The sequence below is a fragment of the Candidatus Poriferisodalis sp. genome (assembly GCF_965214215.1).
Classification (GTDB): Bacteria; Actinomycetota; Acidimicrobiia; order Acidimicrobiales; family Poriferisodalaceae; genus Poriferisodalis.
The window spans coordinates 360,104-374,457 of sequence record NZ_CBDCBD010000003.1; the positions used below are offsets into that span (position 1 = coordinate 360,104).

General features: G+C 67.2%; 14 protein-coding genes. 4 read left to right on the forward strand and 10 right to left on the reverse strand.

The window, feature by feature from the left end; all coding sequences use genetic code 11:
- Positions 1 to 145: 145 nt before the first annotated feature.
- Genes ACOOF5_RS04160 through ACOOF5_RS04170 form a run of 3 tightly spaced genes read right to left on the reverse strand, consistent with a single transcriptional unit; the run spans position 146 to position 2,423 of the window.
- A complete protein-coding gene (locus ACOOF5_RS04160) occupies positions 146 to 346 on the reverse strand; it encodes a helix-turn-helix domain-containing protein (RefSeq protein WP_420440877.1) in 201 nt (66 codons plus the stop codon).
- On the reverse strand, positions 343 to 1,935 hold the full coding sequence (locus ACOOF5_RS04165) for an FAD-dependent monooxygenase (RefSeq protein ID WP_420436927.1): 1,593 nt from the start codon (positions 1,933 to 1,935) through the stop codon (positions 343 to 345). Before ACOOF5_RS04165 ends, ACOOF5_RS04160 begins: the two co-directional genes overlap by 4 nt.
- A 50-nt stretch (positions 1,936 to 1,985) precedes the next feature.
- Positions 1,986 to 2,423, reverse strand: coding sequence for a nitroreductase family deazaflavin-dependent oxidoreductase (locus ACOOF5_RS04170; protein WP_420436929.1), 438 nt, complete (start codon positions 2,421 to 2,423; stop codon positions 1,986 to 1,988).
- Between the two features lie 156 nt (positions 2,424 to 2,579).
- Here ACOOF5_RS04170 and ACOOF5_RS04175 point away from each other — a divergent pair, with 156 nt between their 5' ends.
- Positions 2,580 to 3,599 carry a L,D-transpeptidase family protein gene (locus ACOOF5_RS04175; protein ID WP_420436931.1) on the forward strand — a complete coding sequence of 340 codons (1,020 nt, stop codon included), beginning with the start codon at positions 2,580 to 2,582 and terminating at the stop codon, positions 3,597 to 3,599.
- Positions 3,600 to 3,644: 45 nt separating this feature from the next.
- Here the strand turns inward: ACOOF5_RS04175 and ACOOF5_RS04180 are convergent, their stop codons facing one another.
- From ACOOF5_RS04180 to ACOOF5_RS04195, 4 genes are all read right to left on the reverse strand, one after another.
- Entirely contained in the window at positions 3,645 to 4,178 is a 534-nt protein-coding gene (locus tag ACOOF5_RS04180) for a hypothetical protein (protein WP_420436933.1), read from the reverse strand.
- Positions 4,179 to 4,296: 118 nt separating this feature from the next.
- Complete coding sequence (locus ACOOF5_RS04185; RefSeq protein WP_420436935.1) at positions 4,297 to 7,146, reverse strand: 2Fe-2S iron-sulfur cluster-binding protein; 2,850 nt, start codon at positions 7,144 to 7,146, stop codon at positions 4,297 to 4,299.
- 61 nt (positions 7,147 to 7,207) lie between these two features.
- Positions 7,208 to 7,480 (reverse strand): sarcosine oxidase subunit delta, encoded by a 273-nt coding sequence (locus tag ACOOF5_RS04190; RefSeq protein ID WP_420436937.1) that lies wholly within the window; start codon positions 7,478 to 7,480, stop codon positions 7,208 to 7,210.
- A 70-nt stretch (positions 7,481 to 7,550) separates the two neighbouring features.
- Complete coding sequence (locus ACOOF5_RS04195) at positions 7,551 to 8,861, reverse strand: FAD-dependent oxidoreductase (RefSeq protein WP_420436939.1); 1,311 nt, start codon at positions 8,859 to 8,861, stop codon at positions 7,551 to 7,553.
- A 241-nt stretch (positions 8,862 to 9,102) separates the two neighbouring features.
- Between ACOOF5_RS04195 and ACOOF5_RS04200 the strand changes: the two genes are divergently transcribed.
- Together ACOOF5_RS04200 and ACOOF5_RS04205 are read left to right on the forward strand one after the other, a co-directional pair.
- Positions 9,103 to 9,399, forward strand: coding sequence for a hypothetical protein (locus ACOOF5_RS04200; RefSeq protein ID WP_420436941.1), 297 nt, complete (start codon positions 9,103 to 9,105; stop codon positions 9,397 to 9,399).
- A complete protein-coding gene (locus tag ACOOF5_RS04205; RefSeq protein WP_420436943.1) occupies positions 9,396 to 9,818 on the forward strand; it encodes a type II toxin-antitoxin system VapC family toxin in 423 nt (140 codons plus the stop codon). The genes ACOOF5_RS04200 and ACOOF5_RS04205 overlap by 4 nt, the downstream gene beginning before the upstream one ends.
- Positions 9,819 to 9,870: 52 nt before the next feature.
- Here the strand turns inward: ACOOF5_RS04205 and ACOOF5_RS04210 are convergent, their stop codons facing one another.
- Entirely contained in the window at positions 9,871 to 11,058 is a 1,188-nt protein-coding gene (locus ACOOF5_RS04210; RefSeq protein ID WP_420436945.1) for a phytanoyl-CoA dioxygenase family protein, read from the reverse strand.
- A gap of 94 nt (positions 11,059 to 11,152) precedes the next feature.
- Here ACOOF5_RS04210 and ACOOF5_RS04215 point away from each other — a divergent pair, with 94 nt between their 5' ends.
- Positions 11,153 to 11,941: an enoyl-CoA hydratase/isomerase family protein gene (locus tag ACOOF5_RS04215; RefSeq protein ID WP_420436947.1), complete on the forward strand. Its 789-nt coding sequence runs from the start codon at positions 11,153 to 11,155 to the stop codon at positions 11,939 to 11,941.
- Between the two features lie 200 nt (positions 11,942 to 12,141).
- On the opposite strand, the gene ACOOF5_RS04220 is transcribed toward ACOOF5_RS04215, so the two are convergent.
- Both ACOOF5_RS04220 and ACOOF5_RS04225 read right to left on the reverse strand, forming a co-directional pair.
- A complete protein-coding gene (locus ACOOF5_RS04220; RefSeq protein WP_420436949.1) occupies positions 12,142 to 13,203 on the reverse strand; it encodes a nucleotidyltransferase domain-containing protein in 1,062 nt (353 codons plus the stop codon).
- Positions 13,204 to 13,347: 144 nt separating this feature from the next.
- Complete coding sequence (locus ACOOF5_RS04225) at positions 13,348 to 14,277, reverse strand: Dyp-type peroxidase (RefSeq protein WP_420436951.1); 930 nt, start codon at positions 14,275 to 14,277, stop codon at positions 13,348 to 13,350.
- Positions 14,278 to 14,354 lie beyond the last annotated feature (77 nt).

A 14,354-nucleotide genomic window follows, 5' to 3' on the forward strand; every position in this document is an offset into this window, starting at 1 on the left:
GCGGACAGGCTCACCTGTCCGCGCGTTTCGTTAACAGATACGCGGAGAGATGATCCTTCCCGCGGTCGCACCAGTTGATTCCCGCTCTTGTTCGCTGTCGCTCACGGGCCGCTCGGGCCACGGCTTCGCCTATCGGCTCTGCCTCTTACGACGAGTTCGCGGCGCGCTCGATGCGAATGAGCATCGCCGCTGAAGGGGTGACCTTGGCGTTGATGTAGGTGTTGAGCCGCGACGCGCTGGTGCCCACCAGTGCCGCGAACTCCGCTTGGGTGGTGCGGGTGCGCTCAAAGGCAGCCCGGATGCGTGCGGCGACTTCGGCCTGGGCGGCCGGTGGGTCGTGGTTCAGCGGGCGTGGCTGGGCAGGCGGGCGGCGAGCTCGGACGTGTCGGGAGGGCCGTCAGAGTGGCGGCGATGCCAGGCGATGATCCCGTCGGGGCGGACGAGGACGACCGCATCGGCTTCATAGGGGCTGGCAGGGACATCGGCGGGCAGCTGGCGCACCTCGAGGGGCACGCCGCCGGCGGGCAGGGTGGCGGCTGCGGCCTCCCAAGCGGCACGAGAGCACTGCGAGCCAACCAGCAGCACGTAGGACGATCCGTACCAGTCGAGCACCGACTCGCCGGCGTCGGCGTCGACCCAGACATGGGGTGCGCGCCGGCCCGACCGCACCAGCGGGACGAATTCGGTACGGGGGTCGTCGAGATGCGGCGGCGGATCGGCCTCGGCGGCGATAAGGCTCGACGACATCTCGAAGCCGAGCAGCACATGGTCGTAGTCGGCGTACTGGTGGGTCGCCGCGACGTGGGCGTCGATGTCTTCGCCTCGCATGTGGCCGCCCATCATCTCGGCCATGTGATCGGTGGTGCCGACCCCGTACGCGATCCGCTCGAGCGCGATCGGGCGATGCTCAACCTCGTAGGTGTCGAGAATCGACGCGGGCGCCAGGCCGCGCACCACATAGGCCAGCTTCCACGCCAGATTGCGAGCGCCGGCGAACCCGACGTTGTTGCCCATGCCGCCTGTGGGAATCGAGACATGTGCGGCATCGCCGGCGAGGAAGATGCGGCCACCGGAGAACTTCGTCACGCAACCCGGCGTCGGCTGCCACATGCGCATGGAGACGATCTCGAGCTCGACGTCGTCTTCGGTGCCCAGCGCTGCGCGGATGCGCACGCCGACGGTTTCCTCGGAGATCAGGTGCTCGTCGCCTACCACGATCTGGCAGCGCCAGCGTCGGCGCCCGTCGAGCGGCTGGAAGATCACCACGCCCAACGGTGTGGTGGTGTACAGCAGCGACCCTTTGCGCTCCCCCACGTATGCGTCGAGGTCGGCGTGGAAGATCACGTCTTGGAGATGCATGGGCCGTGGCTCGGCCTCCAGATTGGTGCCGATCGCGTCGCGCGAGTCGCTGCCGGGCCCGTCGGCCCCGATGACGTACTGCGCGCTCACCGACTGGCGCTCGCCGGTGTTGGTGTCGCGCAGCGTCAGCCGGGCGGCGTCATCGGTCTGGGTGAGCTCGATGGCCTCGGTGTCGAACCGCACGGTGATCATCGGCTCTTCGACCACCCGGGACATCAGGGCGGCCTCCACCTGGTCTTGGGCAGTCATCACCGGCACGCACGGGCTGTTCGGCCCCGGCACGCTGAAGAACGTGGGGCTCGGGATGCTCGCGTACGGCTCGACGGCGAGGCTGTCGGACCATCGGTTGAAGGCCGTCCAGTCGGGGCCCAGACCGGTGTCTTCCACCGCCTTGTCGAGGCCGAACTCGCGCAGCAGCTCCATCGTGTTGGTGTCCACGAAGCGAGAACGGGGATGGGTGTTGAGCTCGCTGCGCCGTTCCACCAGCAGCGAGGGCACACCGTGGCGCGCCAGCAGCAGCGCCCCGGTGAGCCCGATCGGCCCGCAGCCGATGACACACACCGGAACCTCGATCATCGTTGCCTCCCGCACCTCAGTACAGGTGCTCTCGAAATGCTGAGCCGGCTTCAGCCGGCAGGGCGCAGGGCCACGATGGGAATCTCACGGTCGACCGCTTCCTGATAGTCGCCGAAGCGGGGCATGGCCTCGCACATCGCAGCGAACGCCGCTGCCCGCTCGTCGCCTTCGAGAACCACGGCGTCGGCGCCGAACGACTCGGTGCCGACTTCCAGCGTCACCTGCGGGTTGGCCACAATGTTGTGGTACCAGGCGGGATGGCTGGGATGGCCGCCGGCCGAGGCCATCACGACGTAGTCGTCGCCGTGGCGGTGGTAGGTGAGCGGGCTGGTGAGCCGGCGCCCGCTGCGTGCCCCCGTCATGGTCATCAGCAGCATCGGGTTGCCCTCGAACATGCCGCCGCAGCGTCCCTCGTTCTCCCGGAACTCCGCGACGATCTGCTCGTTGAACGACAGCACTTGGCTGTCCTGCATTCCCTTCATCGACATGGTGCCGTTGCCCCCGCTCGATTCGGCCGACGGCCGAACCCTATGGCATCGCGGCACCGGCATGTCACGCTTGTCGCCACGTGTCTGAACACCGCTGCGCGTTGTGTCGAGAAGCATCTTGCCGCGGGCGGAGATGCTGCCGTACTCTCGCACTACGTGCTTGCCACGACGCCGCCGCGACGCCGAATCACGGCGGCGATCGGTGTCGCGGCCGTTGTGGCGACGGCCTTGCTGGCGGCGGGGCCGGTGTCGGCTGCGGGCCCGATTGACGATCTGGGCACCGAGCCGAGCTGGCACTGGCACACCGAGTACGACGCTTCTTGGCGAACCGGCAGCCCCGTCGGGGTCGCCGACCCCTCCGATCGGCGTCGCCCCGCGCCGCGATCGACCGTGGTGCTGGGTGCTGGCGAGTACCTGTCAGTCGGTCAGTCGGTCGGCTCGCCGAATGGCTGGTACCGGCTGACGCTCGAACCCGACGGCCGTCTGGTGCTGCGTGACACCGACGACGGACTGGGCCTGCACGGCACGCTGTGGACGAGCGGGCCTGTGGCGGCGACGACACCGCTGCTGGTGATGCGCACCACGGGAGAACTTGCCCTCTACGACGCCGCCAGCCCTGGCTTTCCCGACGATTCGTCGGACGGGAAATCGGCCAAGCTGTGGAGCACCGGCACCCGCAGCGCGACCGGCGCGGTGCTCGGGCTCGGCGACGACGGTGCACTGTCGGTGGTGGCACCAGACGGCCGGACGCTGTGGCACAGCGGCAACAAGGCGCCCGATGTCGGGCTGGCGGGGTCACCTCACGTCATCTACGACCGGGGCGGCCAGTGGGTGTGGCTGATCGACGCCGACGGCAGCGTCGTCGACAACTATCCCGTCAGCGGGCATGCCGAGTCGCCGTTGCCGGGTCGCTATGCGATCACCTCCAAGTCGGAGGATGCGATCTCGTACAACTGGCTGGTCACCATGGAGCACATGGTGCGATTCACGACCGACGAAGAAGGCGACTGGATCGGCTTCCACTCCATTCCCCGAGGCTGGCGCGACACGCCCGTGCAGTCCGAAGCAGAGCTCGGCGACACCCTGTCGCTGGGCTGCGTGCGCCAACGCGACGACAAGGCCGAGCAGCTCTACGCCTGGACGTCGATCGGCACCCCCGTCATCGTGCTCGCCTGAGCGCCGCCTCGCTCAGCCGCCCGGATCCCAAAAGAGGACGAAGGCTCAGGAAACTCCGCCGGCGGGGACGGTCAGGCCGAATTCGTTGCCGGCGTCGATGAGCGCGTCGAAGAGGTATTGGCCGAAGGACCGGTCGCAGAGGATCAGGTATGACGGCGTGCTGGCCGTTTCGTCGTGGCTGACGTCGTTGCGGGCGATGTCGCAGGTGACTAGGGCGACTGAGGCCGAGAGCACCGCCCCGTCGGGCGTCATGTGGTCGCTCCAGTCGATGCCGCACACCTTTTCCAGCATGCGCGTCGCCTCGTGGCCGGTGACCCGGTACATCGCCCGGCCGTGGGTCCAGTCGAGCGCCGAGGTGAACTCGCCTGAATCGAGCCCGTCGAGGTCGGCTGTCGCTGCGGCCACCTCGCCCGCTGCGCCCACGATGATCCACTCGCCCGGTCGGACGCCCAGCACGAGTGCGCCGGCGGGCGCGGTCTGCGACGATGCGAATCGAGCACCGAGCGTGTCGGCGGTGGGCCCGTCGGCGTCGGCGCGTACGAGCCACTTGGTGATGGCGCTCTCGTCGCTGAGCGTCAAGTCGCCAGCCTGCGACGTCGGATAGCTCCGTACGACCGGGCTCTCGAACGCCGGGGATTGGGTTGGCGAATTCTGAGATATCGAACTCTGGGGTGTCGAACTCTGGGGTGATGCAGTCTCAGCCACGGAGGCGCTCCCCGGCCGGGTCGAAGTGGGCGTGATGGTCGATCACCGTTGCGCTGATGCGCTCCCCTGATTCGAGCAGCACCGTCAGCTTCGTGCCGCCGGCGGCCAAGTGCGGTTCCACCTGCCCGAGGCAGATCGAGCGGTTCAGCGTCGGCGAGAAACGCGAGGAGGTGATCCGGCCCAGGATCTCATTCGATTCGCCCCGCACAATTTGTGCGGCCTCTTCGGGCACCACGTTGGGATCGTCGGGCTGGATCGCCACGATCAGCGGGAGCGCCCGGTCGGCCGCCCAGGCAAGTTCTGGCTTGCCGGCGAAGTCGTCCTTGTCGAGCTTGATGAGCGATCCCATGCCGGTGCTGGGGCCAAGCGTGAGGCCGTCGGTGTCCTGGCCGACGATGAAGTGTCCCTTTTCGAGGCGCATGATGCGTTGGCCTTCGAGGCCGAAGGCGCCGATGCCGAGGTCGCTGCCGGCATCCATCAGTGTCTCCCAGACATGGCAACCGTGTCCTGCGGGCACATGCAGCTCGAACGAGAGCTCCCCGGTGAAGCCGATGCGCCACATGAAGCAGCCCGACACGCCGGCCACTGTGGCCTCGCGAACGGTCATGTACGGGAACGCTTCAGCGTCGAGGTCGACACCCTCACAGACCCTGCTCATCAGCTCTCGGGACTTGGGCCCGGCCACGTTGATGCTGGCGTATGCGGTGGTCACCGGGGTGACGTGTACCTGCCAGTCGGGGCGTTCGGTCTGGAGCCAGTTCTCCACCCATTCCCACACGCCGCCGGCGCCCGAGCTGGTGGTGGACATCATGTAGTGGTCTTCGCCGAGTCGCCCGGTCACGCCGTCGTCGAGCACCACGCCGTCCTCGGCGCACATCATCCCGTAGCGGACCCGGCCGATGCCGAGCTTCATCCACTTGTTGACATACAGCAGGCTGAGCAGCTTGGGAACGTCTGGGCCGCGCAGGTCGAGCTTGCCCAGCGGTGTGACGTCGATGAGCCCGACGTTGCGGCGCACATTGCGGACTTCGGCTTGCGGATCGCCGTAGTGATCGGGGCGCAGCCACTGGCCCGCCTGAATGGTGGTCACACCGTTGGCCTCGTGCCAAGGATGGATGGGCGACACGCGCACCGGTTCGAACATGCGACCGGCGAGCGCGCCCAAGGTGAGCGGTGCGTACGGAGGCCGCCACACGGTGGTGCCCACGTCGCTGATCGTCTCGCCTCGCGCTTCGGCGATGGCTGCGACGGTATTGACCGTCTCGAGCTTGCCTTGCGCCGGCCCCATGGTGGCGGTGGTGTAGCGCTTGGCCAGCTCCACTGAGTCGTAGCCCTCGTGCGCGGCGGCGACCAGGTCCTTGGAGCTGATGTCCTCGGACATGTCGACCATCCCGTGGGTATCGGCGCGGTAGAGCTCGGGATGTTGATCGCGGCCGAGCGGTTCCCGCTCGTCGGGCGCCCATGCGGGCTCGTCGCCAACGACCGGCAGCGCTCTCGCCGTGCGGGCCTGCAGGCGATGGCGTACCGCTGCAGCACGGGCTGCGGCGAGACGACCTGTTTCGGCGCCATGAGCACGCAGCTGGTCGAGCTCACCGTCGCCCGCGAGTCCGCCGGTGGCCAGCACATTGGCGGGGGGGTCAGATGGAAAGAACCGGGCCGCGGCCGCGTCATAGACCGGCCGGTCGCCGGCCATGTTGAGCAGCGAAGTCGGCGCCGTCCACCCTGGGGCCATGACGACCACGTCAGCCTCGATCCGTTCGCCGCCCGACATCACGGCTTCGACAGCCCGTGACGAGCCCGCCGTCGAGCTGATCTGGCCGCCCGAACGGGCGTCGATGACGGCGGCGATCTCGGTGCCGGCACGTTCCAGGTCGCCAGCAGCCGCGTCGCCCTCGGCATTCGCGCTGAACACCACTGCCCGCTCGCCCGGCTTGATGCCCCAGAGGTTGATGAGGCGTCGGGCCGCACCTGAAGTGATGACGCCGGGCCGGTCGTTGCCCCCGAAGACGTAGGGACGCTCGATCAGGCCGGGCGCTGCGATGAGCACTTTGGCCCGGGCCTTGATGAGCCGCTCGACTGCGATCGGATGATTGCGCTGGACGATGCCGAGCCAGTTGTCCTCATACCGACCCGTCACCGTGGAATTGCTCAACACCTCGACGTCGGAAGCGTCGAGCGCAGCCCGCAGTTCGGCCAGTGCTGCCCGGTCGGTGCTGTCACTGGAGTAGCGCAGATGGCCGCCCACCGCATGCTCGTGCTCGACGAGCAACACGCTGGCGCCTGCGCTGCTCGCCGCCAGCGCCGCCTCGACGCCGGCCGGGCCTGCGCCGGCCACCACTACGTCGGGATGCGCATAGCGCTTGTCGTGATAAGCGTGCGGGGTGTCGATGTCGATTTTGCCGCCGGGAGCGAAGGTGGCCAGCACTCGCTCGTAGGTGGGCCACAGCCACTGCGGCCGCATGAAGGTCTTGTAATAGAAGCCGGCCGTCAAGAATCGCCCGAGGAGACCGTTTGCCGCCTTGAGGTCGCGGTTCAGCGACGGCCATGCGTTCTGCGAGCGGACATTCATGCCGTCTTCCAGCAAGCGGTGGCCGGCTCGGACGTTGGGATCGTCGCCTACCTGGACCATCAGGTTGGGATCCCAGTAATCGGCGGTGAGGATCCCCCGCGGCCGGTGGTACTTCATGGAACGGGAGAAAATGTGCTCGCCGGAAGCGGCCAAGGCGGAGGCAATCGTGTCGCCCTCAAACCCGCTGAATCGTTTTCCGTTCCACCTGAACCGGAGCTTGACCGCCCGGTCGATCACCTCGGTGGGCTGCACGCCCTGCCGGCTCATGGTCATGCCGCACCGCCTTGCCCGCCGTCGGGCCGCCAACCCCAGCCAGCACCGGGCACACACGCACTCACGCCGCACCGCCTCGCTTGTCGCCCGGCAGCGGCGGGTCGCGGAACTCGTTGGTGGCGGTGTTTCGTTCGATCGAGAACCAGCGGCGGCATCCCGACGCGCAATACCAAGTTTCACGCAGCCAACCGGCGGGGTTGTCGCGCAGATAGAGGTATGCCCGCCACTCTTGTGGCGAGGCCGTATTGGGGTCGGGACGAGCATGCGACTCGCCCCCATATCGGAGATCGGTCGAATTGCGTGGGCCGCAGTTGGGGCAAGGTACGAGCAACATCAGTGGCCCACCACAGTCGCAATGGCGTCGGTGAGCCTGGTGGCACAGCGGGCAGCAGACGAACGCAACATCAGTGGCCCACCGACGCTGCACCCTTTTCGCCCACCAGATCGCCTTCGTCGAAGCGGCTGAGAGCGAAGGCCTCGATCAGCTTGGGCGTGCGGCCCGTCGCTGCGGCTTCGGCCATCTGTTCACCCGATACCGGTGCGGCCTTGAAGCCGTAGGTGCCCCAGCCGACATCCACCAGGAAACCGTCCACGGGCGTGAAGCCCATCACCGGCGAATAGTCGGGAGTCATGTCGCACAGACCGGACCATTGGCGCAGCACCCGCATGCGCGAAATGCCGGGCATCAACTCGAGCACGTGTCCGGCCAGTCCCTCGGTGAATTCCAGCGAGCCCCGCACCGAATAGTTGGCATACGGGTCGACCGAGGCACCGAACACCAGCTCGCCGCGGTCGGTCTGGCTGACGTAGACATGCAGCGAGCCTGAAACCACCACGGTCGGCAGGAACATTTTCACCGGTTCGGTGACGGCGGCCTGCAGCGGGTGGGTAGTGATGGGCAGCCGCACCCCGGCCATTGCCGAGATGAGCGACGCCCACCCGGCGGTGCAGTTGATCACGATCGGCGTGGAGATGTCGCCCCGGTTGGTGCGCACCCCGGTGACTCGGCCGCCGGCGCCCTTGCCGTCGGGACCGTCACCGCCTTCGCAGATGATGTCGGTGACCTCCGTCTTCTGGTGCATCTCGACGCCCATGTGATCCGCCGCCCGGGCATAGCCCCACACCACCGCGTCGTGGCGAACGACGCCGCCGGGCGGGTGATAGAGGGCACCTTGGATCGGGTAACGGGGGTGGTCGGAGGTGTCCAGACTCGGACACTCCTTCTTGACTTCGTCGGGGCCGATCACGCTGGAGTTGACGCCGCCGAGCTTGTTGACCTCGGCACGCCAATGCATCGTGCGCAGCGAGGCGTCGGAGTGGGCCAGCGTCAGGTGGCCGCGCTGGCTGAACATCACGTTGATGTTCAGCTCGACTGCCATCCGCTCATACAGGTGCACTGATCGGTCGTAGAAGGCCACGCCTTCGGGAGTGAGGTAATTGGAGCGCACGATCGCGGTATTGCGTCCCGAGCCGCCGCTGCCCAGGTAGGCCTTGTCCAGCACGGCCACGTTGGTCATGCCGTGATTGCGAGCGAGGTAGTACGCCGTGGCGAGGCCGTGCACGCCGCCGCCGATGACCACTGCGTCATAGGAACGCTTTAGGTCGCAGTCGCGCCACACCCGGGGCCACCCCTCGCCCCGGAGGCCCTTCCAAGCCAGCGCCGCAGCCGAGTACCTCGGCGGCCGCTTCCGGAGCCGGCGCGTGAGACCCGTCATCAACGTGCAGGTTATGCGCCTTTCTCGCATGCATCGCAGCAGGCGAGCCGCTTCCCCTCGTGTCCCACGCCCTCCAGGTCGTCGCCAGGCTCTACTGACCGCAGTCGCCGAACTCTGCGACTCGCCGCTCTCGTCCTGATTCCCCGAGTGGGGCTGCGCTGCGCAACGGCGTGAGACCGCTGCGTTTCTAGTCTATATTGGACTAGTTTTTCGATAAGTCTTGGATCGGGCGGGAGGCTTTGTGGCTGCGGACGCGGCGGATTCATCTCACATCTGGACGGTGGCGGAGGCCAAGTCGCGCCTCTCGCACATTCTCCGCTGCGCAGAAGAGGAGGGTCCCCAGCGCATCGGTACCCGCAGGACGTTCGTCGTCGTCCCCGAGCACGAATGGCAGCAGCGAGCCGAGCCTGAAGTGCATCTGGGCAAGTGGCTCGTCGACAACATGCCGCGCGGTCTCGACATCGAACTCCCCGATCGCCGCTCGGATCGGCCGATCCCCTTCATCGACTACGCCATTGATGACAGCGATATGCAATGACCGGAGTGCTGCTCGACACCAACGTTGTCTCCGAGACGACACGAGTCGCGCCGGACCCGGGCGTCGTGGCGTACTTGGTGAGCGAGCCCGATCTCTGGCTCTCCACGGTGGTGATCCACGAACTGCAACTCGGAATCCATCTTCGGCCCGCGGGGCGTCGCCGCGATCAGGCCTCGGACCTCATCGAGGCGCTCGTAGCCACCTCTCGGAGGATCGTTCCCGTCGGTTTGGCAGAAGCCGAACATGCATCCGAACTTCGAGCGCGCGCTCGGCGCAGCGGCCGCACCTTGCATCTGGCCGACGCTCTCATCGCAGCGACCGCCGGCCTGCGGCGTCTACGACTGGCCACGCGCAACGTCCGTGACTTTGAGGGGCTCGGCCTCCACCTGATCAACCCTTGGGAATCGCCAGCCGTTTGAGCCCGCGATCGCGCGACAAACAGTGTTGCCGGAGCGCGTTCGTCGTCGGCGATCAGATGGCGAGGTCGTTCAGGTTGTAGTCGCGGATGACGCGGTCGAACGTCTCGTCGTTGTAGCGGAAGTCGTCTTCGAGGCCGACGAAGGGGGCGTAGGTGTAGCGGCGCTCGTCGGGTCGGTGCTGTGCCCTGGCGTCGATGGCCACGGCGATCACCGACGACCGCTTGAACACGCGCTCTTCGTCGTAGACGACCAAGGCGTCACGCTCGTGCACCCGCAGTTGACCTGTCACGCCGAGCACGGACGAGCGGCGATGGAAGCCGAACGTGACCGAGATGCGCGGGTCCGGGGACGTGTTGGCATAGGAGCCGTGGACCATGTGCCGGTTCACCACCGTCACGTCGCCTGGTTCGCACAGCAGCGGGATGGCGTCGGGCAGCATCGTGCTGCCGCCGTTGTCGGCCACCTTCGCACGCAGGTCGATGCGGCCGGCTGTGTGCGTGCCCGGCACCACCCACAGCGCATTCGCCGCGGTGGTCTCATACAGCTGCACCTGGAAGTTGAAGCCGTGGATGCCCATGTCCCAATCGGGGTTGTCCCAGTGGGTGACGCCGTCCTGGTGCCACGACACGGAGCCGCCGAGCCCTGGCTCCTTCACGAAGATGGCGTCGTTGTAGGGCACGAAGTCGGGGCCGTTGATGCTCTCCGCTATCGACATCAGGTCGGGGTGGCCGTACAGCCGCAGCGCCGAGGGCATCGACTGGCACATCCCGAAGATCAGGTAGACGACATCGGGCGGAGCGTCGTCGTCGGGCGTGGGCTGGTCCATTTGCACTTGGTGACGACCGCCGAGGGCGCTGGTGCCGCCAAACGGGTCCGACAGCGGCGCGATGTGGATGTAGGGCTCTACGGCGCGATCTCGCCCAAGCGCAGGTCGGCCGTGGCGGTCAACCTCGGCGCCCTTGCGCACCGGCGCCCGTTCGATGACTTCGGCCACATCGACCCGCAGCTCAGCAATCTCATCGGCGCCCACCACGTCGGTGAACACGTAGAAGCCGTGCTTCCAGAAGTCATCCAAGATGTCGGGGTGCAGCTTGCCGTCGGGGCCGAATCGCACCGGCCCGCGGTTGCCGGTCTCGTGCGCGCGCTGCACACCACCGGACAGATAGTCGGCCATCTCGGCGAGATGCTGCTCTCTCGTCGGCGTGTCAGCCGTCCGCACTGGATCCGCCACGTCAGTCATCGCAAGCCCCCTGCAAAGTCCCTCGCCTCAACGATGGTAATCGGCTGGCCCCTCAGCTCTCCCGTTGGCGCGCCGGCTCTGCGAGCATGAGCCCATGGAGTTTGACGAATACGCAGACCGATATCGCACCGCGGACGTCACCCGCGACGACGCGGGGGTCGTGACCGTCCGCATGCACACCCGTGGCGGTCCGCTGCAGTGGGGCGGGCGCCCGCACCGGGAACTTCCCGAGCTGTTCATGGCGCTGGCCTCAGACCGGGACATCAAGGTGGTGATCCTCACTGGCACCGGGGACTCGTTCATCGAACTGCCCGACGAGGTCAATGCGCTGGCCGAGGGGCGGGCCAACGCCACGGTGTGGGACCGCATCATCTGGGAAGGCAACCGGCTCGTGGACCAGATGCTCGACATCGAGGTGCCCATGATTGCGGCTGTCAACGGCCCCGTGACGGTTCACTCCGAGCTGGCCGTGCTGTGCGACATCGTGCTGGCTGCCGATGGCGCCTACTTTCAAGACGCCCCGCACTTTCCGGGCGGATTGGTGCCTGGTGACAGCATGCAGATCGTGTGGCCGCTGCTGCTGGGGCCGAACCGGGGCCGCTACTTCCTGCTCACCGGTCAGCAGATCGGTGCCGCCGAAGCCCACGATCTCGGCATCGTGGGCGAAGTGCTGCCTGCCGGCGGCCTGATGGACCGCGCCCAAGAAATCGCCGCAAATCTGGCCAAGCTGAACCCGATCTTGCTGCGCAACACCCGTCACGCCCTGGTGCGCCCGCTGCGCCGCGCCATGGCAGACGACCTGCACACGGGGCTCGCGCTTGAAGCGATCGCCTCAATGTCGGCCCGCGAGTGGTTCCGCGACCAGGCCGAGACCGCGACGTAGTCAGCGGACCTCAGAACCGTCCGTTGCCATGACGGGCCCGCCCCATGGTCTCCCTGGTCCTCGCCGACCGGCGTTCCGCGACCATCGCACTGAGATGCGCTCCTCGGACTAGCGGCCCGTCAAAGGCGGATTGCGTCGGCGGAGGCCGCCGAACCGCGCAAAGTCGCTGTCGCTGGAGTGAACCTCCGCTTGCTGTCCGTCTACGGCTCGCTGCTGCCAGTTGGAGCGACCAACGGCGGAACCGTAGGCGTCGGCGGGACGGGAGGCGCTGCGGGTGGGACTCCCGCCACGACATCGCCCGACGCGAGGATCGCTTGAACTTCGCTCAACCGTTCCTGGCAGCGACTCAGCCGCGGGTCCTCAGGGTCCGCGCCGTCCGCGTGGACCCGTTCGGTCGCCGTTTCGGTTGCTGTGGCCGCCGCGACGGCAAGCAGGCGCGCAAGTGTTGGCATGCGTTCTGATGCTGCTTGCGGCAACGCGGACGGGTAGGAGCCGCCGATGCGCCAGCACGAAACGTCGTCCCAGGGTTCGCGGCTCGGCCGGATGGTGTTTGCCTCCAACGGGGCGAGGACGGTTTCGAGTGAGTCGGGCAGCGGCCGGGCGAGTTCGAGCAGACGCGCGATGCTGTGGGTGCGTTCGGAGGGGACGCCGTTCGCGGCACCCCACGCTTTGAGCGCGTTTTCGATTGCCATCGACGCGGCGGCGCACAGGTCGCGCAGACGCTCCTCGCGGCGCGGAATGTCGATTTCGCGGCGTCCGTCGACATAGTGCGTCTCGTTCATATCGACGCGGCTGTTGCGAGCCATTGCTCCGAGCGCTTGCCGTACGTCGTTCAGCCGTTCGAGGGCTTCTTCGAGGTTGCTGTCGGGCATGCCGATCTCCTTGCCCCAGTCCGTCCCCGGCAGCGGGGCACGCTCGTACAGAGCGTGCCCACCGGCCGCGACTGCGGCTTCGAACGACGACGACACTTGCTCAGTGCGGTGTCGCCATTCAGGCCAGTCGGCGACATGCACTTCGACTGGGACGCCGGCTGCAGCGCTGCATATCGCCTCGAGCCGCCAACGCAGCGGAAATCGTTCGGCGTAGTCGATGTCGTCGAACACTGCCACCAGGTCCACGTCGCTGCCCGGGCGAGCTGCGCCGCGGGCGACGGAGCCGTGCAGCAGCACCATCGCCACGCCTTCGGCTTGCAACGCTTCCGCCGCCGTACGCGCATGATCAACCGTCGGCACGATCAGCGCGTCAGCATGGACGGCAGCCATTGCCACAGGCTACTCCTCTGCTGGAACGCCGTGATCCGAGACCGGCCAGGTGTCGCTGGCGGGGCGCATCGGCAAGGCACCCATGAACACTGTGGGGAAACAGCCCTGTAACTCCCCCGATTCGGGTCGTCGAGGGATTCTTGGTCAGCCGGTGATGGCGTCGAGGGTTTCCTCGCTGGGAGCGAAGTAGAACGAGCCGGAGGCCGGGTTCGAGAAGTCGGTGATGGCATCCCGCACGCCGTTGGCGTCGTCGAGGCCGTACATGCGGCGCAGGCGACGACGCAGCGGCGCCTGGTCCTTGCAGAACGCCATGAAGTACAGGCCCACGGTGCCGTCGTGGAAGGCGTAGGGCGTGGAGCGGCGAGCGATCTCGTTGATCTTGTCGCTGCCCTCGTTGCCGTGGTTGCCGTCTGCACGAAGTTCGACGTGGCTCAGGTGGCTGTAGGGCTCCTGGCTGTCGGTCTTGTCGGTTTCGGGGAACTTCTTGCGCCCGAAGTTCTTCTCCTGCTGGTCGTCCGACAGGGCATTCCAGCCGTCGAGGTCGTGCACCCAGCGCTGGGCGATGATGTGGCTGCCTCCTGCGCCGGGATCGCCGTCGGGCACGATCGCCACGGCCGGCTGGTCCTCATCGGCCGGGTTGCCGGTGCCGTCCTTGAAGCCCGTCATGTCCAGCGAGTCGCCGTAGATGAACGTCGGCGTCTCACGGGCGACTGCCATGTGGCCGGCCAGCGCAGTGCGGGCGTCGTACTGCGCCTTCCACACCTTGTCCTTGTCGTCGTGGTTCAGCCACAGCAGCAGCTCTTCTTGAGTGCCCTTGGCCTCGCGCCCCGAGCCGTCTTCGGACTGGACGGTCACGTAGGCCTGGAAGTCGTCGGGCGTGTCGTCGCTCAGCTCCGGCAGCAGTCCCGGACCGAAGCCCAGCGTCAGGTTGATTCCGTCTGCGTCACACGCTGCGCGCAGGTCGGCGAGTGCGGACCTGATCACGCCGAGGTCGGCGCCCTCGACGCGGCTCAGGTGGACGTACCACTGGTTGGCGCCCATGTCGTTGAAGATTGCCTTCTGAGGCGTTGGCATCTTTGCTCCTTGAGGGATTCGATGGTGCAAGCGAGAGCGACCCCGCTGGGCGCCGCACGCGGCGAGACGGCGAGATT